Annotated in this window: 23 protein-coding genes and 1 tRNA gene; 16 read left to right on the forward strand and 8 right to left on the reverse strand. The window is 51.5% G+C overall.

Going from position 1 to position 21,995, the window contains the following annotated elements:
• Nucleotides 1–73 precede the first annotated feature (73 nt).
• Complete coding sequence (locus tag NST84_RS11950) at nucleotides 74–655, reverse strand: YitT family protein (RefSeq protein WP_342565785.1); 582 nt, start codon at nucleotides 653–655, stop codon at nucleotides 74–76.
• Between the two features lie 116 nt (nucleotides 656–771).
• The gene (locus tag NST84_RS11955) at nucleotides 772–1,293 is read right to left on the reverse strand and encodes a DUF3231 family protein (RefSeq protein WP_342565786.1); all 522 of its coding nucleotides are present in this window, start codon (nucleotides 1,291–1,293) and stop codon (nucleotides 772–774) included.
• Between the two features lie 186 nt (nucleotides 1,294–1,479).
• Here NST84_RS11955 and NST84_RS11960 point away from each other — a divergent pair, with 186 nt between their 5' ends.
• Nucleotides 1,480–1,698: a hypothetical protein gene (locus NST84_RS11960; RefSeq protein WP_342565787.1), complete on the forward strand. Its 219-nt coding sequence runs from the start codon at nucleotides 1,480–1,482 to the stop codon at nucleotides 1,696–1,698.
• Here the strand turns inward: NST84_RS11960 and NST84_RS11965 are convergent.
• Nucleotides 1,690–2,562, reverse strand: a complete 873-nt coding sequence (locus NST84_RS11965) for an AraC family transcriptional regulator (RefSeq protein WP_342565788.1) — start codon at nucleotides 2,560–2,562, stop codon at nucleotides 1,690–1,692. The two genes, NST84_RS11960 and NST84_RS11965, sit on opposite strands and share 9 nt — an antisense overlap.
• Nucleotides 2,563–2,688: 126 nt before the next feature.
• Here NST84_RS11965 and NST84_RS11970 point away from each other — a divergent pair, with 126 nt between their 5' ends.
• Entirely contained in the window at nucleotides 2,689–4,641 is a 1,953-nt protein-coding gene (locus NST84_RS11970) for a beta-L-arabinofuranosidase domain-containing protein (protein ID WP_342565789.1), read from the forward strand.
• Between the two features lie 212 nt (nucleotides 4,642–4,853).
• Nucleotides 4,854–5,360, forward strand: a complete 507-nt coding sequence (locus NST84_RS11975; protein ID WP_342565790.1) for a hypothetical protein — start codon at nucleotides 4,854–4,856, stop codon at nucleotides 5,358–5,360.
• A 546-nt stretch (nucleotides 5,361–5,906) separates the two neighbouring features.
• Here the strand turns inward: NST84_RS11975 and NST84_RS11980 are convergent.
• Both NST84_RS11980 and NST84_RS11985 read right to left on the reverse strand, forming a co-directional pair.
• Nucleotides 5,907–8,342: a glycosyl transferase gene (locus NST84_RS11980; protein ID WP_342565791.1), complete on the reverse strand. Its 2,436-nt coding sequence runs from the start codon at nucleotides 8,340–8,342 to the stop codon at nucleotides 5,907–5,909.
• A gap of 138 nt (nucleotides 8,343–8,480) precedes the next feature.
• Entirely contained in the window at nucleotides 8,481–9,539 is a 1,059-nt protein-coding gene (locus tag NST84_RS11985; protein WP_342565792.1) for a LacI family DNA-binding transcriptional regulator, read from the reverse strand.
• Between the two features lie 299 nt (nucleotides 9,540–9,838).
• Here NST84_RS11985 and NST84_RS11990 point away from each other — a divergent pair, with 299 nt between their 5' ends.
• From NST84_RS11990 to NST84_RS12020, 7 genes are all read left to right on the forward strand, one after another.
• Nucleotides 9,839–10,864: a LytTR family transcriptional regulator DNA-binding domain-containing protein gene (locus NST84_RS11990; protein WP_342565793.1), complete on the forward strand. Its 1,026-nt coding sequence runs from the start codon at nucleotides 9,839–9,841 to the stop codon at nucleotides 10,862–10,864.
• A 130-nt stretch (nucleotides 10,865–10,994) separates the two neighbouring features.
• Nucleotides 10,995–11,843 (forward strand): ABC transporter ATP-binding protein, encoded by an 849-nt coding sequence (locus tag NST84_RS11995; RefSeq protein ID WP_342566409.1) that lies wholly within the window; start codon nucleotides 10,995–10,997, stop codon nucleotides 11,841–11,843.
• Nucleotides 11,840–12,550 carry an ABC transporter permease gene (locus NST84_RS12000; RefSeq protein ID WP_342565794.1) on the forward strand — a complete coding sequence of 237 codons (711 nt, stop codon included), beginning with the start codon at nucleotides 11,840–11,842 and terminating at the stop codon, nucleotides 12,548–12,550. The genes NST84_RS11995 and NST84_RS12000 overlap by 4 nt, the downstream gene beginning before the upstream one ends.
• Before the next feature lie 259 nt (nucleotides 12,551–12,809).
• The gene (locus NST84_RS12005; protein WP_342566410.1) at nucleotides 12,810–13,790 is read left to right on the forward strand and encodes an ABC transporter substrate-binding protein; all 981 of its coding nucleotides are present in this window, start codon (nucleotides 12,810–12,812) and stop codon (nucleotides 13,788–13,790) included.
• Nucleotides 13,791–13,909: 119 nt separating this feature from the next.
• Nucleotides 13,910–15,511 carry a helix-turn-helix domain-containing protein gene (locus tag NST84_RS12010; RefSeq protein WP_342565795.1) on the forward strand — a complete coding sequence of 534 codons (1,602 nt, stop codon included), beginning with the start codon at nucleotides 13,910–13,912 and terminating at the stop codon, nucleotides 15,509–15,511.
• A gap of 59 nt (nucleotides 15,512–15,570) precedes the next feature.
• Entirely contained in the window at nucleotides 15,571–16,356 is a 786-nt protein-coding gene (gene pxpB, locus NST84_RS12015; RefSeq protein ID WP_342565796.1) for a 5-oxoprolinase subunit PxpB, read from the forward strand.
• On the forward strand, nucleotides 16,353–17,507 hold the full coding sequence (locus tag NST84_RS12020; RefSeq protein WP_342565797.1) for a biotin-dependent carboxyltransferase family protein: 1,155 nt from the start codon (nucleotides 16,353–16,355) through the stop codon (nucleotides 17,505–17,507). Before pxpB ends, NST84_RS12020 begins: the two co-directional genes overlap by 4 nt.
• Here NST84_RS12020 and NST84_RS12025 read toward each other — a convergent pair.
• Nucleotides 17,451–18,056 carry a hypothetical protein gene (locus NST84_RS12025; protein ID WP_342565798.1) on the reverse strand — a complete coding sequence of 202 codons (606 nt, stop codon included), beginning with the start codon at nucleotides 18,054–18,056 and terminating at the stop codon, nucleotides 17,451–17,453. The two genes, NST84_RS12020 and NST84_RS12025, sit on opposite strands and share 57 nt — an antisense overlap.
• 70 nt (nucleotides 18,057–18,126) lie before the next feature.
• Here NST84_RS12025 and NST84_RS12030 point away from each other — a divergent pair, with 70 nt between their 5' ends.
• The 4 genes from NST84_RS12030 to NST84_RS12045 all read left to right on the forward strand — a co-directional run bounded on the left by NST84_RS12030 (nucleotide 18,127) and on the right by NST84_RS12045 (nucleotide 20,240).
• Nucleotides 18,127–18,894 (forward strand): 5-oxoprolinase subunit PxpA, encoded by a 768-nt coding sequence (locus NST84_RS12030; RefSeq protein ID WP_342565799.1) that lies wholly within the window; start codon nucleotides 18,127–18,129, stop codon nucleotides 18,892–18,894.
• A 31-nt stretch (nucleotides 18,895–18,925) separates the two neighbouring features.
• A complete protein-coding gene (locus NST84_RS12035) occupies nucleotides 18,926–19,252 on the forward strand; it encodes a hypothetical protein (RefSeq protein WP_342565800.1) in 327 nt (108 codons plus the stop codon).
• 81 nt (nucleotides 19,253–19,333) lie between these two features.
• Nucleotides 19,334–19,405, forward strand: a tRNA-Val gene (locus tag NST84_RS12040).
• A gap of 163 nt (nucleotides 19,406–19,568) precedes the next feature.
• Nucleotides 19,569–20,240: a DUF1796 family putative cysteine peptidase gene (locus NST84_RS12045; protein WP_342565801.1), complete on the forward strand. Its 672-nt coding sequence runs from the start codon at nucleotides 19,569–19,571 to the stop codon at nucleotides 20,238–20,240.
• A gap of 3 nt (nucleotides 20,241–20,243) precedes the next feature.
• On the opposite strand, the gene NST84_RS12050 is transcribed toward NST84_RS12045, so the two are convergent.
• Together NST84_RS12050 and NST84_RS12055 are read right to left on the reverse strand one after the other, a co-directional pair.
• A complete protein-coding gene (locus NST84_RS12050) occupies nucleotides 20,244–20,993 on the reverse strand; it encodes a hypothetical protein (RefSeq protein WP_342565802.1) in 750 nt (249 codons plus the stop codon).
• A 60-nt stretch (nucleotides 20,994–21,053) separates the two neighbouring features.
• Entirely contained in the window at nucleotides 21,054–21,254 is a 201-nt protein-coding gene (locus NST84_RS12055; protein ID WP_342565803.1) for a DUF6199 family natural product biosynthesis protein, read from the reverse strand.
• A 106-nt stretch (nucleotides 21,255–21,360) separates the two neighbouring features.
• On the opposite strand from NST84_RS12055, the gene NST84_RS12060 reads away from it, so the two are divergent.
• Nucleotides 21,361–21,567: a hypothetical protein gene (locus tag NST84_RS12060; RefSeq protein ID WP_342565804.1), complete on the forward strand. Its 207-nt coding sequence runs from the start codon at nucleotides 21,361–21,363 to the stop codon at nucleotides 21,565–21,567.
• On the forward strand, nucleotides 21,564–21,989 hold the full coding sequence (locus tag NST84_RS12065; RefSeq protein ID WP_342565805.1) for an NUDIX domain-containing protein: 426 nt from the start codon (nucleotides 21,564–21,566) through the stop codon (nucleotides 21,987–21,989). Before NST84_RS12060 ends, NST84_RS12065 begins: the two co-directional genes overlap by 4 nt.
• The last annotated feature ends 6 nt before the right edge of the window (nucleotides 21,990–21,995 follow it).

Consider the following 21,995-nt stretch of genomic DNA (forward strand, 5'->3'; position numbering starts at 1 on the left):
GATCCTCCCCTGAAATGTTATATATCCGATTGTCGCCGCAAATCTGCAAAAGATCAACCATTAATCCGTTTTTTTATTTATCCAGAGTACATAATCCCGTTGCTACGCCTCCGGATATAATAGTGAGCAGGGAGTGGAAGAAGGTTTCCTTAGAAATTAGCAGGCCGCCCGCCGCGATAATCACAATATCACCCAGAAAAATAAGAACCCCGACATTCAGCGGAATATACCGTTTAATAAACTTGGCCAGCAAATCTGTTCCGCCAGTACTGGCTTTATAGCGCAGCATCAGCCCGAGGCCGCTGCCCATAAGAAAGCCGCCGATGATCGCGCTTGAGATCGAACCGATTTCAATATAATACAGAAAGTAATACTGAAGCGGGGCGAGCAGTTCAATCAGAAAGGAAGAAATTAAGAGCCCAAGAATACTGTTGTAAAAAATATCCCGTTCTTTCACCCAGGCGAGCAGGAAGATGGGCAGACTGCAAAGAATTACGGCCAGTCCGATTTTGACACCGCCGATGTAATTAATAATCAGGGCAATGCCGATTACTCCGCCATCTAGTATTTTGTAAGGGACCAGAAAAAAGTTGGTACCGGCTGCAATAAGCAGGCTTCCCAGCAGGATGACAGCGAACCGTAACAAAGAGCGCATATTCAACATCTCCACAATTGAGGCATGTCTTAATAAATATGCTTCAATCTGGAAAAAAATAGCTGAATACAAAAAATCCTGCTTACGCAGGATCAATGGGAGAGTGGCTATGTTAATCAGACAAGCGCAGGCTCCCGCGACTTAAGCTGAAGCGGCGGCGTCACCAGCCAGCCTTTCTTTTTGTTTAGCTTGAGCAAAGACAGTCCCAGTGCGTTCATTTGCGCATGGAATTTCATGTACATAGCTCCCAGATCCTCGCGGATTGACATCCCCATGGCCTGGCTGCACACAACAAGTCCGGTTGAAGAGGAGGAAAATAAAGCTGCAGCAATCTCCGGATCGGTGAATCTTGCTCCAGCCGGAATGTCCTCCAGTCTTGCTGAAGGACGGTCGGGCAGCAGCGGCGGTGAAACGAAGCCGTGCAGCTTAAGCAGCTTGTCGCATGCTTTGATCTCCCGTTGTACCTGATCGATAAAATCATCAATAATTTCTTTGAGTTCTTTATCTCCCGCATGATAATGAAACGCCTGAAAAGCGGATAATGCCATTTTGGCGGAAGCGGAAAATTGCCAGAGGCTATAAATCTCCCCGTAATGCAGCGGCTCATCCTTCGGATTGCCGTTAAGGATTCCAGACATATGCACATCTCCTTTCAAACTATATAATTGGGAATGTGGAGTTAGGTTGTCCGGCATAGCCTGATTTATGCAGCGGCAAACGGAAGGAGTAAGAAATTAGACTTGGCGACAGTAGCAAAAACAGTTATATTAAAAGTAATGATTACGAATAACGCATAATTTTTGAATAGCGCAGGTGAATAACAGTTGGATTATACATACAAGGTGCTGGTGAGTGACCTGGATCTTCTCGCAGCGGCATTATCTGAAATCCCGGTAGCTGTTGCGGTTAAGGAATATGAGGATGATATCCTGGAGGATGGCGGACGGATCCGGCAGTACACGCCCAATTCCGTCCGTATTCGCGGATTGTCTTACAGCAGGGAGCTATACGAATTCCGGGCCTATCCGGCAGATTTAACGTGAATACCGTTTACGGTAACGCAGCGGGGATATGCCGACCTTGCCGGTAAAACGCCGCGAGAAATAAGCTGTGCTCTCAAATCCGGTCCGGTCGGCAATGCCGGCGACAGATAGTTCTGTCTTCAGCAGCAGCAGCTTGGCCTGCTCAAGCCGGTAATCGGTTAAATACTCCATCGGCGTCAGGCCGTAGACACGCTTCATGCAGCGGGCCAGATAATTGTAGTGAAAATGCAGCTCTTCCGCCAGGACGCTGTTAGTCAGCGCCTCGGCATAATGGTTGCGGATATAGGCCTCCGTCTGCTCGGCGATCTCCACGGCATGGCTGCCTGCAGCATCCTGCTGTGCCAGATCCATCATCCGCAGCATCTCCTCAAAAATCCGCTGCTGCTGCCATACCGCGCCGGAACGTCTGGCCCGGTTCAGCTGCAGCAGCAGCTCAGCCTGGCCGCTCCGCTCGAACGGGTCCGGCAGCCGGCCAAACTGCGGTACCCGTATCGTATACGGGTGGGTGAGGAACTGCCTGAAGTGGGCTTCACGGTCAGCATAGACCGGTTCTCCTTCCGCTTCGGCCCATTCCCCGACTGTATGAAAATGAACCCAGATAAACGTAGTCTGTTCCTCGCAGGGTTTGGCAGAATAATGGTACCGGTCCGGCAGCAGCAGCAGGCTATGCCCCGCGGGTACGGCCCACTGCTTGTGCTCCTCTCCGATATACAAGCAGCCTTCCTCCACAAAAATCAGATCAAACTTGCCCATGGCTTTACGGTTAGGATGCTGGTCTCCCGCCTGATAGACGGTCCGGTCACATTCCAGAAAATAAGGAAAAGGCGGCGCCGCCATATGAATATATGAAGGTGTGGTTGTCATAATCATGCCCCATTTGTAGTGTGAAATAGTACAAAAACAGAGTTGCTTCTGATGCTGTTTTTGTTTTATTTTACCCTCTATAATGGCAATTAGCGAGAAGAAATAAATGGCGGAGGGAATAATAAAATGAACAAAATAACACAGACACAGAAGACGCTGCCGGGTACAACCGAAATCAAAGATGAATTTTGGGGACGGTATATCAGGCTTGTTCAGGATGTTGTGATCCCGTATCAATATGAAGCGCTGCATGACCGTGTGCCGGAAGCGGAGCCGAGCCATGCCATTGCCAATTTTGAAATTGCTGCCGGCAGACGGACCGGTGAATTTAAAGGCTGGGTATTCCAGGACAGTGACGTGGCTAAATGGCTGGAAGCGGTCGGTTACTCGCTGAGCATTAAACGCGATCCGGAGCTGGAGCGCCAGGCGGATGAGATGATCGAGCTGGTCGGTGCAGCTCAACAGCCGGACGGTTATCTGGATACTTACTTTATTATCAAAGAACCGGGCAACCGCTGGACCAATCTGCAGGATTGCCACGAGCTGTATTGTGCGGGTCATTTTATTGAAGCTGCAGTTGCTTATTATGAAGCAACCGGCAAAGACAAGCTGCTGAACATTGTCCGGAAGCTGGTTGATCACATCGCTGAGGTGTTTGGACCGGAAGAGGGCAAGCTTAAAGGATATGACGGGCATCAGGAGATCGAACTGGCGCTGGTGAAGCTATACAAGCTTACGGGTGAACAGAAATATCTGGAGCTTAGCAGCTTTTTCATCGACCAGCGCGGACAGGAGCCTAACTTCCTCCGTCAGGAGTGGGAGGCCCGGGGGCAGGTTACCCACTGGAGCGGCAAAACGGACAAGACTGATCTGGCGTATCTGCAGGCGCATCTGCCGGTCCGTGAGCAAAGTGTGGCAGTCGGCCACTCTGTGCGGGCGGTCTATATGTATACAGCGATGGCAGATTTAGCAGCGCTTACCGGTGACGCGGGGCTGCATGAAGCCTGCGAACGGCTATGGCAGAATATGACACAGAAGCAGATGTATGTAACTGGCGGAATCGGCTCCACTCATCACGGTGAAGCTTTCACCTTTGATTACGATCTGCCTAACGATACTGTATACGCGGAGACCTGTGCTTCCATTGGCCTGATCTTTTTCGCCAAGCGGATGCTGGAGCTTGCTCCAGATGCCAAATATGCGGATGTGATGGAACGGGCGCTGTACAACAACGTGCTTGGCTCCATGGCTCAGGACGGCAAGCATTACTTCTATGTTAACCCACTGGAAGTATGGCCGCAGGCCTGCTCCTGCAATCCGGGCAAGCATCATGTAAAAGCAGAGCGCCAGGGCTGGTTCGGCTGTGCCTGCTGCCCGCCAAACGTAGCCCGGCTGCTGACTTCATTGAACCAGTATATCTATACGGTGCATGGAGATACACTTTATACGAACCTTTACATCGGCAGTGAATCTGTCTTTACACTTGGCGGACAGGAGGTTTCCGTCAGCCAGCAGAGTAACTACCCGTGGGAGGGCAAGGTACAGCTGAAGGTGGAGCCGGCAGCGGCTGCTGAATTCGCTGTTGCGGTGCGGATTCCATCCTGGTGCAAGGGTGCGGAGCTGAAAGTTAACGGAGAAGCGGTAAACGCCGCTGATGTGCTTGAGCAGGGCTATGCTGTGATCCGCCGCGTATGGCAGGCCGGGGATGTCATCGAGCTGAACTTGCCGATGGAAGCAAGCCGAATTTATGCCAATCCCAAGCTGCGTGCAGATGCCGGACAGACAGCCATTCAGCGGGGGCCGCTGGTCTATTGTCTGGAGGAAGCAGACAACGGCGGGACGCTCAGCTCGATTTCCCTGGATGAGACAGGAGCGTTTGCCGAAAGCTTTGAGGAGACCCTGCTCGGCGGAGCTGTTATAGTGAGGACAGAAGGTTTCCGCGTAGATGAAGCGAGTTGGGATGGCGGATTGTACGGCAGTGTGAAGGCCGGGGTTAAGCCTGTTCAGGTTACGGCCATCCCGTATTACCTGTGGGGCAACCGCGGCAGCGGAGAGATGAAGGTGTGGATCAGGGATTAGTTGCAGTAAGGCGGCGTAACAGGCGTTAAACCTGGTGAATAGCCACACCAGAAGCGATGGTTCTGAATGCATAAGTATTGAGGGCCTGGAGCGGGTGTATTGTGCTCCAGGCAGCAAATGGTAAGAAGCCGGGCTGGAGCTGGTTGCTGAGGCAGCAACCTTTTGGGCGGTGCGAGCGTCTCATAAAGTATCCGGTACAAGGAGGATGCTTTATGAGACGTTTTTTGATTACGCTGCCTGTGCTTGCAGCTCTGCTGCTGGCAGGCTGCGGAAACGACGGTCAGCTGAACGATGCAGGTGGACAGGCTGCTGAAGCAACGCTACTGCCTTCAGGGACGCCGCCGCAGGCTGCTGACATAACGCAATCTACACGCGAAATTGCTTTTGATATTGATGGCATTGCTGATCCTATCGTTAATGATGAGATCAAGGACAGTCTGAAAGAAGCGCTGGGGGGAATTGTAAATGAGGATCTGGAGCAATTTAACCGTGCGTTCACAACACCGGAGCTGGCCAAGGCCAATGAGTACGGCTTTAAGTCCGGAGGCGGAATTATTTTCACCGGGGTGGATTATATCTCCGACCAGCCGGAGGGAAGAGTAGTAATGAACGTGAATTACAACTGGATTACCGCAGACGGTGAAGAGAGATCAGATAGCCCGAATTACTGGTTCATGGAGAGCAAGGAAGGGAAATGGGGCTTGGTTACGATTGACTGATCTGGTGTGGAGCGTTCGATTGCTTGGATAATATAATATGCCGTAGTGTCCTGCTCATAGCTTACTGCTTAGAGCATACTTTAATTTCAGTAAATTCTTATCTTTAATGCTCCAAAAGACACTCTACTCCAAGCCATAGCCTTATCCTTCTGACAGTGGAGGCTCTGAGTTACCATGACTAAAGTGTTTAACTGCACATTGTACAACTAAAACGGCTATATTTTAGCGAAAATGGGATATAGCTGCACTTTGTACACTTAAAAGTACTGAAAAACTCTGAATTCGGCTATCTTGCCTGTTTTAGTTGCACGAAATACACTTAAAACGCACCGAGGCAGATTTTTGCCGGATTTAGCTGTATAAAATGCAGTTAACCCAGTGTACTCGCACGTTATTCCCGGCAGCATAAAACACCCTGCAACATTGAACCCGTCAGCCGCACAAAAGAACCCGGTTACGCCGCATATGCGGATAACCGGGTTCTTAAGCATATATAAGTTATACTCACAAGTTAGCTTAATTCCGCCTAAGCGGCCTCAGCGTTAATTAACCAAGTTCAACAACAACCTGGTGCACAGCACCGTCGCCGACTGGCGTAATGATGTTGCCTTCAACAGCAGCGCCGTCGAGAGTCAGGCTGGCAACGCCCTTGGACACATGGTTCGGGTTCTTGATGGTGATGACATAAGTGTCTCCGCGGAAGACGCGGGTGATTTCGAAGCCATCCCACTCGGAAGGGATACAAGGATCAACCTTCAGACCGGCAAAGTCAGCTTGAATTCCGAGGATTGACTGGGTAATAGCAACATAGTTCCATGCAGCTGTACCAGTCAGCCAGGAGTTTTTCGCTTCACCGTGACGCACAGCGTCTTTACCGGCGATCATCTGGGAGTACACATAAGGCTCCATACGGTGTACTTCGCTGATGTCCTCCAGGTAGGCCGGAGCGATTTTTTTGTAGATTTCGAACGCTCTGTCCCCGTGTCCAAGCACGGTTTCTGCGATCATGATCCACGGGTTGTTGTGGCAGAAGATACCGGCATTTTCCTTGTAGCCCGGAGGGTACGTGGAAATTTCACCAAGGTTCAGATAGTACTTGGAGTAAGCAGGCTGCTGCAATACGATACCGTATTCAGTATCCAGGTGCTCCTCTACAGAAGTCAGAGCCTTGGCTGCCTGGCCGCCCTCAACGCCGATGCCGGCCATAACGCAGATGCCCTGCGGCTCGATGAAGATTTTGCCTTCTTCATTTTCGTTGCTGCCGATCTTATCGCCGTAGTGGTCGTAAGCGCGCAGGAACCAGTCTCCGTCGAAGCCGTGAGTCAGCGTGATTTCACGCATGTTCTCGATCTTGGCTACAGCGTCTGCAGCTACATCGTCAAGTCCGCGCATGCGGCAGATTTCTGCATAGTCCGGTCCAACGAAGACGAATAGTCCGGCGATGAACACGGATTCTGCTGTACCGCCTGCGATATTCTCAGTAGTCTGGAACGATTCACCCGGCACGGTGGAGAAGCAGTTCAGGTTGAGGCAGTCATTCCAGTCCGCGCGGCCGATCAGCGGCAGGCCGTGTGGTCCGAGATTGTTGGTTACATGCTCAAAGGACAGCTTCAAGTGCTCAAACAGGGTAGCGGTATGGTCCGGATTGCTGTCAAAAGGAACCTGCTCATCAAGGATCGAATAATCGCCGGTTTCCTTAATGTAGGCAGCAGTTCCCGAGATCAGCCAGAGCGGATCATCATTGAAGCCGGAGCCGACTTCATTGTTGCCCTTTTTGGTAAGCGGCTGGTACTGGTGATACGCGCTGCCGTCAGGGAATTGGGTAGCCGCGATGTCGAGAATACGTTCTCTGGCACGCTCAGGAATCTGGTGAACGAAGCCGAGCAGATCCTGGTTGGAATCGCGGAAGCCCATACCGCGGCCGATACCCGATTCGAAATAGGAAGCGGAACGGGACATGTTGAACGTAACCATACACTGGTACGGATTCCAGATGTTAACCATCCGGTTCAGCTTGTCGTCACCGCTCTGGATCTGATATTTGGACAGCAGGTTATCCCAGTGTGCAGCCAGGACAGCAAGTGCAGCGTCAACCTGCTCGTCTGTGGCGAACTGGTCGATAACAGCCTGTGCCGGTTTTTTGTTGATGACATTCAGTGCTTCCCATTTCTCGTCTTCCGGATTCTCGATGTAGCCGAGAACGAAGATGAAGGACTGCTGTTCACCCGGTTCGAGCGTAATATCCAGAGCGTGGGAGCCGATTGGCGACCAGCCGGAGGCTACGGAATTGTTAGCCTGTCCGGAAGCGACCACCTCAGGGTTGTCCAGTCCGTTGAACATGCCGAGGAAGGATTCACGGTCAGTATCGAAGCCAGCCAGCGGTTTATTTACAGAATAGAAAGCGTAGTGGTCTCTGCGCTCACGGTATTCGGTTTTGTGATAGATAACGGAATCCTTGACTTCAACCTCACCAATGCTCAGGTTGCGCTGGAAATTGGTCATATCATCATGGGCATTCCACAGACAGAACTCGGCAAAGGAGAACAGCTTAACGGTTTTCTTCACGTCGCCAGTGTTCTTAACGATGAGGCGGTGTACTTCGGCGTTGTGGCCCATCGGTACAAAAGCAAGCTGGTTAACGGAAATACCGTTGCGCTCACCAGTAATGGAAGTGTAGCCAAGACCGTGGCGGCACTCGTAGAAATCGAGGTCACGCTTAACCGGCATCCAGCCCGGAGTCCAGAAATCACCATCGTCATGCAGGTAGTAGTAGCGGCCGCCGTTGTCCAGCGGAATATTGTTATACCGGTAACGGGTAAGTCTTCTCATGCGTGCATCACGGTAGAAGGTGTAACCGCCGGCAGTATTGGAAATAAGACCGAAAAATTGCTCGTTACCGAGGTAGTTGATCCAAGGGTAAGGTGTTTTAGGAGTGTTAATTACGTACTCTTTGCGAGTGTCGTCAAAAGTTCCGAATTTCATTTAGGAGAGTCTCCTTTCGATTGTGAACGCGCGTTTACGGGAGTCAGAAAAAATTCCCTCGGGGCAAAGGGAGTTTCTCTTGAAGTATAATTCTCGCAGAAACGGAATTAAGGAAGGCAAAGCCGTTTCTGCTTCCTATTAAGTTGCTTTCGGCGGCTGACAGGAATCTCTTTCGACCAGCCGGGCCGGAAAGCTGATAGTGCTGAAGGTCGGCTGCTGTGAATCACAGAGCTCGATGACCTTCTCGACGGCAGCCTTGGACATTTCATAAATCGGCAGGCGCACAGAGGTCAGCTTGGGATGGATGCGGGCAGCGAGCTGCACATCATCGAATCCGGCAATCGAGATGTCCTCAGGCACGGAGATGCCGTGCTCGGCGAGCGCTTCCATGGCCGAAATCGCCATATCGTCGTTGGAGGAGAAGAACGCGGTCGGCAGCGGATTGCCTGAAGCAATCAGCTGTTTAACCTCCTCATAAGCCTTCTCCTTCAAAAAATCGCCCTGCAGGACATACTGATCTTTAGGAATAAGCCCGTGGCGCTTCAGCGTATCCGCATAGGCCATGTAGCGTTCCCTTCCGGAATAAGTGTTCATCCGTCCGCAGATCATGCCGATTTCCTTGTGGCCAAGTCCGATCAGATGCTCAATGGCTTCGACCGTGCCCTCATAATCCTTGGAGTTAACAATAGCCAGATGATTGCGGTCCAGATGCTCTGCCATGATCTCCGAAATATCATAATCGATCAGCACAAGCGGGGAATCAAGTCCCACCATTTCCCGTACGATATCAATATCCTTCTGGGTGCCGACGATGATGCCGCCGTCAATCCGTTTCTGCAGAAAAGCCTGCTTAACCTTCAGGAAATCATCGGGGGAGTAGACGGTGTGGATCAGCACATAACAGCCTCTGGCATTCGCCGTGTCGACTACGGCATCGACGAACGGGGCAAAGTAGTTATTCTGGTAGATCCGGGTCGTGTTCTCCTTCTCGTTCATGCTGATGGCAAAAAGCCCGATCGTATCGGTCTTCTTGCCGGCCAGAGCCCGGGCAAAGCTGTTGGGCTCATACTGATGCTGCTCAATAACCTTCAGTACCTTGGCCCGCGTCTCTTCAGGGACATTGGAATAATTGTTGATCACGCGGGACACCGTGCTTCGGGACACCCCTGCGAGCCTCGCTATATCTTCGCTGCGCATATTGCCCCCTTTTTGCTTGTAAACGCGCGTTTATGAGTTCATTGTAAAATATAATGTCCCGGAAATCAATCCTCTTTTTACAATTCTCTTTTTGAAAAACTGGTGAACAGAAGCTGCTATAATAGAATAGATTCATTATAAAGAGAGAAATAGAAGCGGAACTAAAAACAAACGGGTCAGGTGATGAAGTGACTGTGCTGTCAATAAGACAACTTGAAAGCTATACCGAACACTCTGTTGTATTTCCCGCATTTACTATGGAGGTTTCCCGGCAGGAAGCGGTTGCGCTGCATACGGGCATGAACGTACGGGCTGTGCTCCTCGGCATTCTTACAGGCAAATTGCCTGTGGCTGAAGGGGAAATCAGAATTAACGGCCATACATATACCGGACATATCCGGCAGGCGGTGCCTGAGACTGGTTTTTTGCTGCTGGAGGAAGGGGAATACACCAGACTAACGGTAAAAGAGAACCTGCGCTTTTACAGCAAGCTGTATGGCTACGGCCGTCCGGTCGAGGAAGTGATGCGGATAGTCAGGCTTGACGCCAAAGCAGGTGTGCGTTTATCCGCTCTGAGCCATTCCGAGAGAAAACGTGTGCAGTATGCCCGGCTGATTATCCAGGATGCGCAGCTGCTCGTCTGCGAGGAGCCGGACCAGAATGTTGATAACGAAACAAAGCTTGTGTTCAGGCGGCTTGTGCAGCAGCTGTGCGGCAGCGGTAAAGCGGTGCTTATTCTGACTGGTAACATGGAGACTGCACTCAGTATAACTAACCGGGTGTATCGGCTGGATGAAAAGGGACTACAGGCTTTTGATATACAGGATCAGGAGGAGCAGGCTGCGGAGTCAGCTGTACCTGAACCGTCTTTCATCCAGTCTGCGGATGAAACAGAATCATCACGTAAGGAAGACGGTCAGCCGGATGGTGATATTGTAAAAGAGGAAGAAGCAGCCGAGGAGATCGAGCAGACGCTCCAGCTGTTCCGTTTTGAAAAAATCCCGACCCGCATGAACGACAAAATCATTCTGTTCAATCCGCCGGAAATTGATTATGTCGAAAGCAGTGACGGTCAGACCCAGCTTTCAATCGGCGGTGAGCTTTATCCGACTGCTTTTAAAATTAATGAGCTGCAGGAGCGTCTGCATTCCTACGGTTTTTTCCGCTGCCACCGGTCCTATCTGGTTAATCTCCAGAAGGTCAGAGAAGTCATCACATTCACCCGCAACAGCTATAGTCTTGTACTTGATGATGTAGCGAAGACCTCGGTACCCTTGTCCAAGACCAAAATGGCCGAATTAAAGGAAATGATGGGGCTGAAATAGCTCCATTCAGGTATACATATGCTCCATTTACGCTCTTTTGTGCTCCTTTCACAGTGATTTTAGTGCACTGCTGCTGCGTTTGCCGTACGATTTGGACATAGACAGCAGAAGGGCGGAGGATGAGCAGGCGATGGAGAATATTATTGAAGTCACTTCATTACAGAAAGCATTTGGAGCTTCCAGGGCGCTGAAGGATGTCACGTTCAATGTAAAAAGAGGAGAGATATTCGGCTTCCTTGGCCCCAGCGGCTCCGGCAAAACAACTACTATTAAAATCTTGACTGCCCAGCTCAAGCCGACATCTGGAAGCGCATATGCTTTTGGAGTAAGCACTGAGCAGCTGAAGTCTGAGACCTACCGGCAAAAGGTCGGCATCGTCACAGACAACACGGCCCTATACGGCAGGCTGAATGTCTACGATAATCTGAAGCTGTATTGCGATCTTTACGGCGTGCCGTATCAAAGAATCGCTGAGGTGCTCCAGATGGTTAATCTGGCGGGTGAAGAGAAGAAGCCTGTATCTAAGCTGTCAAAAGGGATGCTGCAGCGGGTTATTCTGGCAAGGGCATTCCTGCACGAGCCTGAACTGCTGTTCCTGGACGAGCCGACTTCGGCGCTGGATCCGGTCAATACAAAGCATATTCATGAAGGGCTGCTTCTATTAAAGGAGAAGGGCACGACGATTTTCCTGACGACACATGACATGAATGAGGCAGAGGCGTTATGCGACCGGGTTGCGTTCCTGAACAACGGGGAAATCAGGCTCCTGGACAGTCCCAAAAAGCTGCGCCAGCAGCGGGGCGAGCCCACTCTGACGGTCGAGCTAGCGGACGGCAGTATGGTCATTGTGCCAAAGGGGCCAGAAGGTGCAGACCAGATGTTCCGCTATATGAGCACCAGCCAGCTTGTATCCGTGCAATCGAATCATCCGACATTAGGCGATATATTTGTAGAAGTGACAGGGAGGAAGCTGGCATGACATTTTCAACGAGAAGAATATTTGCTATTTTGCAAAAGGATTATAAGGACTTGTCCCGCAATTTGTTCGTATCCACCACATTAATTATGCCGCTCCTGATGGCTGTTTTATTCGGCCGCATGGGGATTGAAGGCATTGCTTCTCATTATTTGATCATTAATTTGGGCTTCATCCTGGTAGGGGCTTATGTCCAGTCCTCCCTGATTGCGGAAGAGAAGGAAAAGAACACGCTGCGCGGACTGATGCTGTCTCCGGCCAGTACTTTGGAAATCTTTTGCGGAAAAAGCCTGCTGAGCTTTATTGCAACAGCTGTTGTTGTTGCCGGATCAATCTGGCTCAGCGGCTATAATCCGCGGAATATGGCTGTAATTGCTATTGCCCTCGTGTTATCCGCTGTGTTCTATGTTGGATTAGGTACGCTGATCGGATTGTTTACCAAATCGGTTATGGAGGCCTCTGTAGTTATCGTTCCGATTATGTTCATCTTCAGCTCCGGCTCCTTCCTCACTCCGTTTATCGAGAAATATCCGGTACTGGCTGTGGTAGAATATATGCCGAATCTTCAATTGCTGGAGCTGGCGAACCGTGTAGAGGCTGGTGCCGGCCTGGGTGATGTTATGCTGCATCTCTTGGTCATCCTGGCATGGGTACTGGTGATACATGCTGTTGCTGCCTATGTGTATAAGAAGCGGATGGTGGATGAATAAAACTGAGTAGGCGAAGAGAGGGACAGTCTGTGACCGACATGTTTGGATTCGGCTGTCTCTGTCTGTTGCTGTAAACAGATTATAAACGAGTTTGTATAAAAAATCCGCTGAGAAAGTGCATTGAAACTCCAGTCAGGCATGTTAGTATTGAAAATGTGGTTATTGAGAATGATAATCAATTACATCAATGTCGGGAGTGGAGAGTTCAATGGTAGAGCGGGGTCGGAAATATATCTGGGCAGCAATGCTCCTAATGGTAATGGCAGTACTGGCTGCCTGCGGAAGCAATGATAACGCAGCCAGCGGAAATGCCGCGCAGACAGAAAATGCGGCAGAGACTGCAGCAAGCAGTGCGCCGGACGGCAATAAAGCGGCAGAGATGGACAATTCAGGCGGCGCTGAAGGCGAAATGCGTACCGTAACCGGAGAATTCGGTGATGTTCAGATTCCGGCGCATCCGCAGCGGGTTGCCGGTATTTATGTGGAGGATTATCTGAAGGCACTGGGTGTTACACCTGTGGTGCAATGGTATCATCCGAGCTGGGGCAAGCAGGATTATCTCGGACTGGATGTTCCGGAGTTTGATATAACCGGCAGTATGGAGGCACTTCTGGACCAGAATCCGGATCTGATCATTCTGGACGGTGGTGCAGACAAAACAGCCTACGAGAATTATTCCAAGGTAGCACCGACTTACCGGATGCCAGAGGCGGTACTTCAGGATTCCAGACTGATGCTTGCTGCGATTGCTGATGCCCTGGGTATTCCGGAAAAAGCCGAGAGTGTGCTGGCTGAGTATGACGCAAAATTAGTGGACGGTAAAGCCAAGCTGCAGCAGGCAGTCGGTCAGGAAAAGGTAGCTGTAATCCGGCTCAATGTAGCTGATAAGTCATTTGCCTTATTCGGCGTCAAAAACCGTTACACCGGGGTAATTTATGACCAGTTCGGGCTAACTCCTGTTGATATGGCAGCAGAGATGACGGACTACCAGTCGATTATCTCTGAAGAGGTCATTCCAGAGCTGGGCGCTGATCATATCATTGTGTTCCTGGATAACGGCGATTGGGACACGCCTGAGAATCAGGATGCCCTGAGCATTCTGGACGGGCCGCTTTGGAAGAACATTCCGGCTGTGAAGAACGGAAATATTTACAAAATGGAACGTTCACACTGGCAGTCCGGGGCTATTACCGCCAATTCCATGAAGCTTGACGATCTGCTTAAGGCTATAGTTAAATAAGTCATCCTATCCAATAGAGGCATATTATATAGAAGAAGGTCTATCAGCATGGTTGATAGGCCTTCTTTTTTGTTTTACACTGAATTAATGAAAATGATTCTCAGTTAGGGGGCGGGAAAATGGGGGGAAGGACAGATGATAAATATCCTAATAGGATATTATACAGTCTAAATACTATAGAGACCGTAGCACAGTCCTCGTCAGACTTTAAGCAAACCGTGATGTATCCGGTTCCTGCTCTGATCGTTATAACAGATGGACAGGGCTGGGCTGAAGCAGACGGGCAGCGCTATCCGCTGGAGAAGGGAAGCGGATTCCTGTTTAACGGCGGGGGACTAAGCAGTATTATTGCTGGAGAGCAGGGGCTGAGCTTTTACCGGCTTACCTTTGACATTATTACTTACGGGGAAAATGGGCAGATTTCAGTGAGCAGTCTGCCTGCGGAGGGGCTTCTGCATTCAGGTTCGTTACAGTGCCGTCCCTTCCCGCAAATGATTTTGCTGCTGGAGTCGATTCACCAGAGCAACAGGGATGCCGAGCGGATCGAGCAGTTTGCCGCCCAGAGCCGGTTCCAGGAATTGCTGCTGTTGCTCATGCGTGCCAATCCCTGTGCTGCCGTGCCTGCGGATGACCAGACGTTGGTTCAGCGGTCTGTACAATATATGCAGGAGCATTTTAATGAAACGATGACAGTCGACGATCTGGCGGAGATCGCGGGCCTGGGGCGCAGCCGTTATACCAGGCTGTTCAAGGAACAGACCGGTCAGATTCCGCTGGAATACCTTAACGGGCTGCGAATTGAACGGGCCCAGCAGCAGCTGCTGATGAGTAAAGACCGGCTGCATGAGATTGCCCTTGCAGTGGGCTATAGTAATGAGTACTATTTCAGCCGGCGTTTTAAAGGCAGTGTCGGGGTTACACCCGGCCGGTACAGAAGCCTGTACCAGGAGGGAACACGGATTTTCGCCCCGTTTCTGGAGGATTATCTGCTGGCGCTGGGTATCACACCTGTTGCACAGTATTGCCACGCGGATTGGGGCAAGCAGGATTATCTTGGGCTTCATCATGTGCCGGCATTTGATATTTCCACCGGCGACTGGCAGGGTTTGTCCCGTTATACGCCGGAGCTGATCATGCTTGACGACGGCTTTCAGCGCTGGAATCTGGAGGAATACCGTCAGGTAGCACCGCTGTTTAAACTACCGTTTCATCAGGAGAACTGGCGGGCTACCCTGCGTACGGCGGCAGCGATTTTCGGCAGGACCGGTAGCGTTCAGGAGGTTTTTAGCAGTTATGAGGACAAGGCGCGTGCAGCCAGGCAGCGGCTCAGCCGCTTAGCAGGAACGCAGACTGTAGCGGTGCTCCGGATCTCTTCCGCCGGCATTATGCTGTACGGATGTGACGGGCTGGGCTATACGGGAGGCGTGCTGCACAGCGACCTCGGGCTGCAGCCGCATCCGCTGGTCCGTCAGCTGTGCCGGGGGCAGAAGCAGGTGAATCTCAGCCTGGAGGCCCTTGCACAGCTGACGGCAGATCATTTGTTCATTACCTTTGACCGGCAGATGGGTGAAGGCCGGGAGCTGCTTGAAACACCGCTTTGGCAGAGCCTTCCTGCTGTACGCAGCGGCTGCGTATATGAGGTAGATTTTATGGCCTGGATGAATTATGGTGTAATGTCCCATCACCGGAAAATCGCTGATGTGCTGCAGGTGCTGGCGTGAGGCTGACTCATTAATCGGGTATAATAAGCATAATTATGGATTGGAAAGGGGGGCTATCCTTGGGTAACAAGGCAGAGGGCCGGGTACCTCATCTGCAAAATCATACTAGGACTGGATTGCCTCGCATTATCCCGTTAGGAGATTCAGCTGCGTCTGTACTCTTTGAGGCAGCAGTCAGTCCGCAGACCCACCGCCGTGTCAGGGCGGTTTGCAGCAGGCTGAGTTCTGCTCCTTTTGCGGGGATGCTTGAATTTGTCCCTTCCTTTCACTCGGTTGCCGTATATTACGACGGGCATGCTGTCCTGAAGGCATATCCGCAGTATATCGCCCCCGGGGAGGAAAACTATCCGTATCCGGTAGTGGCTGCCCTATTGAAAGATCTATTGAAGCATACAGAAGAACAGGAGGCTCCTGCTCCAAGAACGGTCAGAATTCCTGTATGCTACGGCGGGGAAAACGGTCCTGACCTGGAGTTTGTGGCCCGTCATAACGGGCTATCAGTACAGGAAGTTATTGATGTTCATTCTTCGGCTGATTATCTGGTCTATATGCTTGGCTTTGCCCCGGGTTTTCCTTATCTCGGGGGGCTGTCCCCGGCGATTTCTGCTCCGCGCCGGTCCTCACCAAGGCTGGTTATCCCCGCAGGCTCTGTCGGGATTGCAGGCGATCAGACCGGGGTGTATCCGCTGGAGACGCCGGGCGGCTGGCAGCTGATCGGCCGGACTCCGCTTGCTTTGTTTAAGCCGGATGCTATGCCGCCCGTATTGCTGCTGGCCGGCGATATAGTCCGCTTCTATCCGGTTTCATTCCGGGAATTCTCGGACATGGGAGATGAGAGACTATGAGCCTGCTGATCATGAAGCCGGGTCTGCTAACGACGGTTCAGGATCTGGGTAGATACGGCTTCCAGCAGTTCGGTGTGATTGCCGGGGGGGCGATGGACAGCTATGCTCTTCGCATGGCCAATCTGCTAGTCGGCAATGATGAACAGGCCGCCGGACTGGAAATGACAGTGCTCGGCCCGGAAATTACCTTCGCTGCTCCGGCACTGATTGCCGTCTGCGGCGGCGGATTAGCGCCGATGCTGGACGGGCAGCCGCTGCCGCTTTGGCGGTCAGCCTATGTGCCTAAAGGGACACGGCTGCATTTTGGGCGCCTGCCCGGTGGATGCAGGGCATATCTGGCTGTTGCCGGAGGCATCGATGTTCCGGTGCAGCTGAACAGCCGCTCGACCTACCTGCGCGCCGGGATCGGCGGCCATCAGGGCAGGGCGCTACGCTCCGGTGACGTGCTGCCTGTAGGCACGCCTTCGCGCAGGGCTGCCGCCTGGACAGAACGGCTGGCCCGGGGTTCAGGCGCGTGGCAGCTGGACTTGTGGGCGGGGCGGTTGAATAGAGGACTGGAAACAGGAGAATTCGATAATAGACAGGAAGCAGGACGGTTGAACGGTGGACTGGAAACTGGACAGTTCGATAGTGGTCAGGAAGCAGGACGGTTGGCTGGTAAGTTGGGAGCAGAAGTTATAGCTATAAGCAGCTGGTATCCTGCGCCGGCACTTATTCCTGAGTATCCAAAAGCCCCGGTGGTCCGGGTGATTGCCGGGGAAGAATACGGGCTGTTCAGCGAAGAGAGCCGGCGGCGCTTTCTGTCTGAGCCATATATGATTCTCCCGGAGTCGGACCGGATGGGCTACCGGCTGTCCGGGAGTGTATTGGAGCTGGAGCAGGAACGGAGTCTGGTCTCAGCGGCAGTCACCTTTGGCACCATTCAGGTACCATCCGGCGGAGCCCCGATCATCCTGATGGCGGACCGGCAGACGACCGGCGGTTATCCGAAGCTTGCGCAGGTCATTACGGCAGACCTGCCGCTGCTTGCGCAGGCGGGCCCCGGCAGCGCTATCCGCTTCCGGCTTGTCACCCTGCGGCAAGCACAGGAGCAGCTAATGCAGCGTGAGTTTGAGCTGCGCCGGCTGCGGCTTGTGCTGGAACATATGTAGGGGTTGCCCGGAGACAGGGCAGGCCAAATTAAAGGCAAAAATGCCTTTGAATCCGAGCCAACGCTGCATGTGGGCCAAATCAAAGGCAAAAATGCCTTTGAATCCGAGCCAACGCCTCGTGCGGGCCGAATCAAAGGCAAAAATGCCTTTGAATCCGTGCCAACGCGGCGTGCGGGCCAAATTAAAGGCAAAAATGCCTTTGAATTCGAGCCAATGCGGCGTGCGGGCCAAATCAAAGGCAAAAATGCCTTTGAATCCGAGCCAACGCTGCGTGCGGGCAGAATCAAAGGCAAAAATGCCTTTGAATCCGAGCCAACGCCGCCTGCGGGCTAAATCAAAGGCAAAAATGCCTTTGAATCCGAGCCAACGCCGCCTGCGGGCCAAATCAAAGGCAAAAATGCCTTTGAATCCGAGCCAACGCCGCCTGCGGGCCAAATCAAAGGCAAAAATGCCTTTGAATCCGAGCCAACGCCTCGTGCGGGCCAAATCAAAGGCAAAAATGCCTTTGAATCCGCGCGAGCGCCGCAGGTACGCACGACTCATCCGCAATTGCGCCCCATCCGGACTGTTGGCGCGGTTCTTAACAAATCACAAAAATACATACCGGAGGTAACAGCCAATGAAGTCTGTTGATTTAAACTGCGATCTGGGCGAGAGCTTCGGCGCGTACCGGATCGGGCGGGATGAAGAGATCCTCCCGTACATAACATCAGCCAATATTGCCTGCGGCTTCCATGCCGGCGATCCCGGCACCATGTCGCGGACGGTGCAGCTGGTGCTGAAGCATGGAGTGGCTGTCGGTGCGCACCCCGGCCTGCAGGATCTGGCCGGTTTCGGACGCAGGGAAATGAAGCTTTCGCCCCGGGAAGCTTACGAGCTCACGGTTTATCAGGTGGGGGCCTTATGGGGTTTTGTGCGGGCAGAAGGCGGCGTGCTCCGGCATGTCAAGCCGCATGGTGCGCTGTATAACATGGCGGCAGCCTCCTCAGCTCTGGCCGAAGCAATCGCAGAGGCGGTGTACCGGATTGAGCCGGAGCTGATTCTGTTCGGCCTGGCCGGCAGCGAGCTGATCCGGGCCGGGAACAAGGCGGGGCTGCTTACTGCGAGTGAGGTTTTTGCCGACCGGACTTATCTGAGCGATGGCTCACTAACGCCCAGAAGCCGGCCGGAAGCGCTAGTGACGGATGAACAGCAGGCCCGGCATCAGGTTCTAAGGATGGTGGGCGAGGGCAAGATGCGCTCCATCAGCGGAGAGGATGTGGCTATAACCGCTGAAACCATCTGTCTGCACGGGGACGGTCTTCACGCCGTAGAATTTGCAGTAGCTATCCGAAGCTCCTTGGAGAATGCGGGAATAGCAGTGCAGCGCATCAGGGCACGGGTATAGATGATTCTGAATAAACAAAGGCGGGCTCCACATGACCATTAATAAAAAGGACGGCAGAAAAATCACTGTACATGCTGAACCGTACATCTGGACCATCTCACCGGATAGCGGATTTATCGTTATGGTAGCGGAACATGCATCTGTTAAGGGAAACCGGCTTGAAGTGCACATACAGTCCGATATAGACAGCTTCTGGGTGAATTTTCCACATACGGAGCATCTGAATCAAAAAATCGCCAGACCTAAGGATGCCGCGTATTTCATTACTCAAGCTATAGAGCGGGGGTGGAATCCTGAAGAAATAGGTGCGCCTGCAGTTTTTGAGCTGGATGGAGATATTTTGAAGAGAAGAAGGTAGCTGCTTTACAGCCTCAATACTCCTCCACGAAAAAAATGGTTGCCACCAGCTAACATTCTGTGATATTATAACTTTTGTTGCAGGACGGTAGCTCAGCGGGAGAGCACTATCTTGACAGGGTAGGGGTCATGGGTTCGAACCCCATCCGTCCTATACGTGAAAGCCTTGATTTTCAAGGCTTTTTTTGTTGTTTAAACCCCTCAATACAGCTCCAGATTCTTTTACACCCTTCGTTAAAAAAGTCCAATCCAACTCCCTTTTCTGCGTATACACTTTAATAATGGAATAATTCCCGACGAAGCGGGTGAATCAACACATGAACCTTCAGGATATTCACAAAGAATACGACTTGATCGTCAGCCTCGGCTCCTCCTGCGCACCTGCCATTAATATGAGACGGTACGGCCTCCGCAAGTTCGCCATGCCCCTGGACTGGATGATCTCTGCATCACTCAGCGATGTGAACCGGTTAATCGGCAGCCGTTTTGACGGCTTCATGGAATTGGAGAATTTAAGCAAGCTGGAGGAGACCGACTTTTTCCTGAACGATGGGGATCCCCTGTATGACGACCCTGCAAGGCACAGCTTATCCAAATCCTATTTTATTAAGGACTCCCGGTACAATATTGTTTCCGCACACGATTTTCCGGTCATCCCGCAAGTAGATTGGCGCTCCTGTTATCCGGCTTACAGACAAAAGCTTGACCGGCGGATCACCCGCTTCTGGGCAAATCTGCTCTTAAGCAGCAACAGTCTGTTCATCCGGTGGCATGCCAGCTACGAACAGGTGTATGAGCTACGTTATATTTTATCCACATTACTTAGAGGAAGAAGCTTTACCATTCTGATCCTAAACCCTGCAGAACATCTGACGGTTACCAGGGAACTGCCCTGGGGTATGGAGCACGTGTGCGCACTTGAGGTTCCGGGAGATATGAATGATTATGCGAACTGGGATTATTTATTAAGCGGGATACGGCTGAAGTAACAGCTATTCATGGAGCTTTTGATCAAAGAAGTCTTTTAACCGGGGGGCTTGGACGTAAAAATATTTTTGATTCCGCTTATCCGTTATTTCTGCGTAAATTGCATGTTTGTCATATTGAATCCGGACCGATCGCTGATCGTTCTTTTTGAAGCTTAACCAAATTTCTGCAGCCAGTGTGCGCTCAGCATACTGAATTTCATTAACCGCAGATACCGGAATAGAGTTAAGCATTATCATTATCTGATCCGTCCCCTGTTCATTCAGCCCGATGTAGCGGTTCTCGGCATTCTGACCGTCACTGTAGATCCACATTCCGGCCCCCGCCACCTCCTCAGCCCCGACCTGCTCCCAACGGATTGACGGTTCATTGAGCAAACGCTCTATTGCGCTGCCGCCTGACAAGCATCCTGCCGCACCTGCAATACATACTGCAGCCATAATAGCGACGGACCCTCTGCTGATTCTCAGGTAACCATACAATATACAAACCAATGCCGCTGTAAAAGAAGGGATGACCAGAAAGGTCATCATTCCCGATGTCAGTGAATAACCCATCACAGCCTCCAGCGAAAATAGGACGGACGGCCCCTTAATATAGATGTACAAAAACGGGATGAACAAGCTGATGAGCACGCTTAACGGCATAATGATCCAATACATTCTCAGACGGCTTTTGTATTCAATGAACCGGAATATCCTATATAGTAGGACCGGATACAGTATAGAGGCTGCTAGCACTAATATTCCGCTCACGTTAAACCTCCTTTACAAAACCAGATACTACACAAGAAAATCTAATAAAAAGAAGCATTTTTAAAAAAATATAACCGGTATAAAAAATACGAAAAAGAGGATGAGGGCGAGAACGCTGCTGATCCGGCACATCAGAATATAAGCATTACTCGGCTCGGAATGTCCCTTAACCATCCACCCGTAACGCAGATACCAGCCGAAGGCCGGAAAGCAAAAGTTCAGTACGGCCAGCAAGACAAACAGAACAGCAAATACAACCATGAGAAACCTCCTTTTGTTTATTTTACTCAGGCATGATAATAAAGGCAGATTGCAGTTTATGAGAACTGTAACAGAATATGTATAACAATCATAGGAGGAAATAGACATGGCAGCTATTTTTAATGTGAACAACACTACTTTTACGCAAAAACAGTCCCCTGTTTCCGAGTTTGCCTGGCATACCAGTGGGAGACTGGCAGACGCGGCTGGCTCCAGGCAGCTATTTTTTGACATCCGCTCGCTGGATCCCGGAAAGTACTCCAAGACCCGCGAGAAATGGGAGCAGTTAGCTAAGGGGGATTCAAGCCGGTGAAAGTTACGATACATAGGACAGCTGTTAAAGATGTTGCACTAAAATATGTAGTGATTGTTGCAAGGCAGGGCGATCAGTGGATTATGGCCAGGCACCGTGAACGGTCTACATGGGAGTTTGCGGGCGGGCATATCGAGCCGAATGAACCGGCGGATGATGCGGCGGCGCGGGAATTATATGAAGAGACAGGAGCAGAGGAATTCTCCCTAACACCTGTCTGCGTATACTCAGTATCCATAGAAGGGGTGCCCGAGAGCTTCGGCAAGCTCTATCTGGCGGATGTTCAGAGCTTCGGGCAGATTCCCCAATTTGAAATGGCCGAGATCAGGGGCTTCGCGGACATACCGGAGGAAGTGACCTACCCGCTAATCGTTCCGGCGCATATGGCTGAAATCAAGAGATTTTTGCAGGAGGCGGAATAAATAACG

The organism is Paenibacillus sp. FSL R7-0345, from assembly GCF_038595055.1.
In the GTDB taxonomy this organism is placed as follows: Bacteria; Bacillota; Bacilli; order Paenibacillales; family Paenibacillaceae; genus Paenibacillus_AQ.

Excerpts from the sequence above, each read along its gene's own strand:
- NST84_RS11950 (WP_342565785.1), bottom strand. The coding sequence starts at position 655 with ATGCGCTCTTTGTTACGGTTCGCTGTCATCCTGCTGGGAAGCCTGCTT.
- NST84_RS11955 (WP_342565786.1), bottom strand. The coding sequence starts at position 1,293 with ATGTCTGGAATCCTTAACGGCAATCCGAAGGATGAGCCGCTGCATTAC.
- NST84_RS11965 (WP_342565788.1), bottom strand. The coding sequence starts at position 2,562 with ATGACAACCACACCTTCATATATTCATATGGCGGCGCCGCCTTTTCCT.
- NST84_RS11970 (WP_342565789.1), top strand. The coding sequence starts at position 2,689 with ATGAACAAAATAACACAGACACAGAAGACGCTGCCGGGTACAACCGAA.
- NST84_RS11975 (WP_342565790.1), top strand. The coding sequence starts at position 4,854 with ATGAGACGTTTTTTGATTACGCTGCCTGTGCTTGCAGCTCTGCTGCTG.
- NST84_RS11980 (WP_342565791.1), bottom strand. The coding sequence starts at position 8,342 with ATGAAATTCGGAACTTTTGACGACACTCGCAAAGAGTACGTAATTAAC.
- NST84_RS11985 (WP_342565792.1), bottom strand. The coding sequence starts at position 9,539 with ATGCGCAGCGAAGATATAGCGAGGCTCGCAGGGGTGTCCCGAAGCACG.
- NST84_RS11990 (WP_342565793.1), top strand. The coding sequence starts at position 9,839 with ATGAACGTACGGGCTGTGCTCCTCGGCATTCTTACAGGCAAATTGCCT.
- NST84_RS11995 (WP_342566409.1), top strand. The coding sequence starts at position 10,995 with ATGGAGAATATTATTGAAGTCACTTCATTACAGAAAGCATTTGGAGCT.
- NST84_RS12000 (WP_342565794.1), top strand. The coding sequence starts at position 11,840 with ATGACATTTTCAACGAGAAGAATATTTGCTATTTTGCAAAAGGATTAT.
- NST84_RS12005 (WP_342566410.1), top strand. The coding sequence starts at position 12,810 with ATGGCAGTACTGGCTGCCTGCGGAAGCAATGATAACGCAGCCAGCGGA.
- NST84_RS12010 (WP_342565795.1), top strand. The coding sequence starts at position 13,910 with ATGGGGGGAAGGACAGATGATAAATATCCTAATAGGATATTATACAGT.
- NST84_RS12020 (WP_342565797.1), top strand. The coding sequence starts at position 16,353 with ATGAGCCTGCTGATCATGAAGCCGGGTCTGCTAACGACGGTTCAGGAT.
- NST84_RS12030 (WP_342565799.1), top strand. The coding sequence starts at position 18,127 with ATGAAGTCTGTTGATTTAAACTGCGATCTGGGCGAGAGCTTCGGCGCG.
- NST84_RS12035 (WP_342565800.1), top strand. The coding sequence starts at position 18,926 with ATGACCATTAATAAAAAGGACGGCAGAAAAATCACTGTACATGCTGAA.
- NST84_RS12045 (WP_342565801.1), top strand. The coding sequence starts at position 19,569 with ATGAACCTTCAGGATATTCACAAAGAATACGACTTGATCGTCAGCCTC.
- NST84_RS12055 (WP_342565803.1), bottom strand. The coding sequence starts at position 21,254 with ATGGTTGTATTTGCTGTTCTGTTTGTCTTGCTGGCCGTACTGAACTTT.
- NST84_RS12060 (WP_342565804.1), top strand. The coding sequence starts at position 21,361 with ATGGCAGCTATTTTTAATGTGAACAACACTACTTTTACGCAAAAACAG.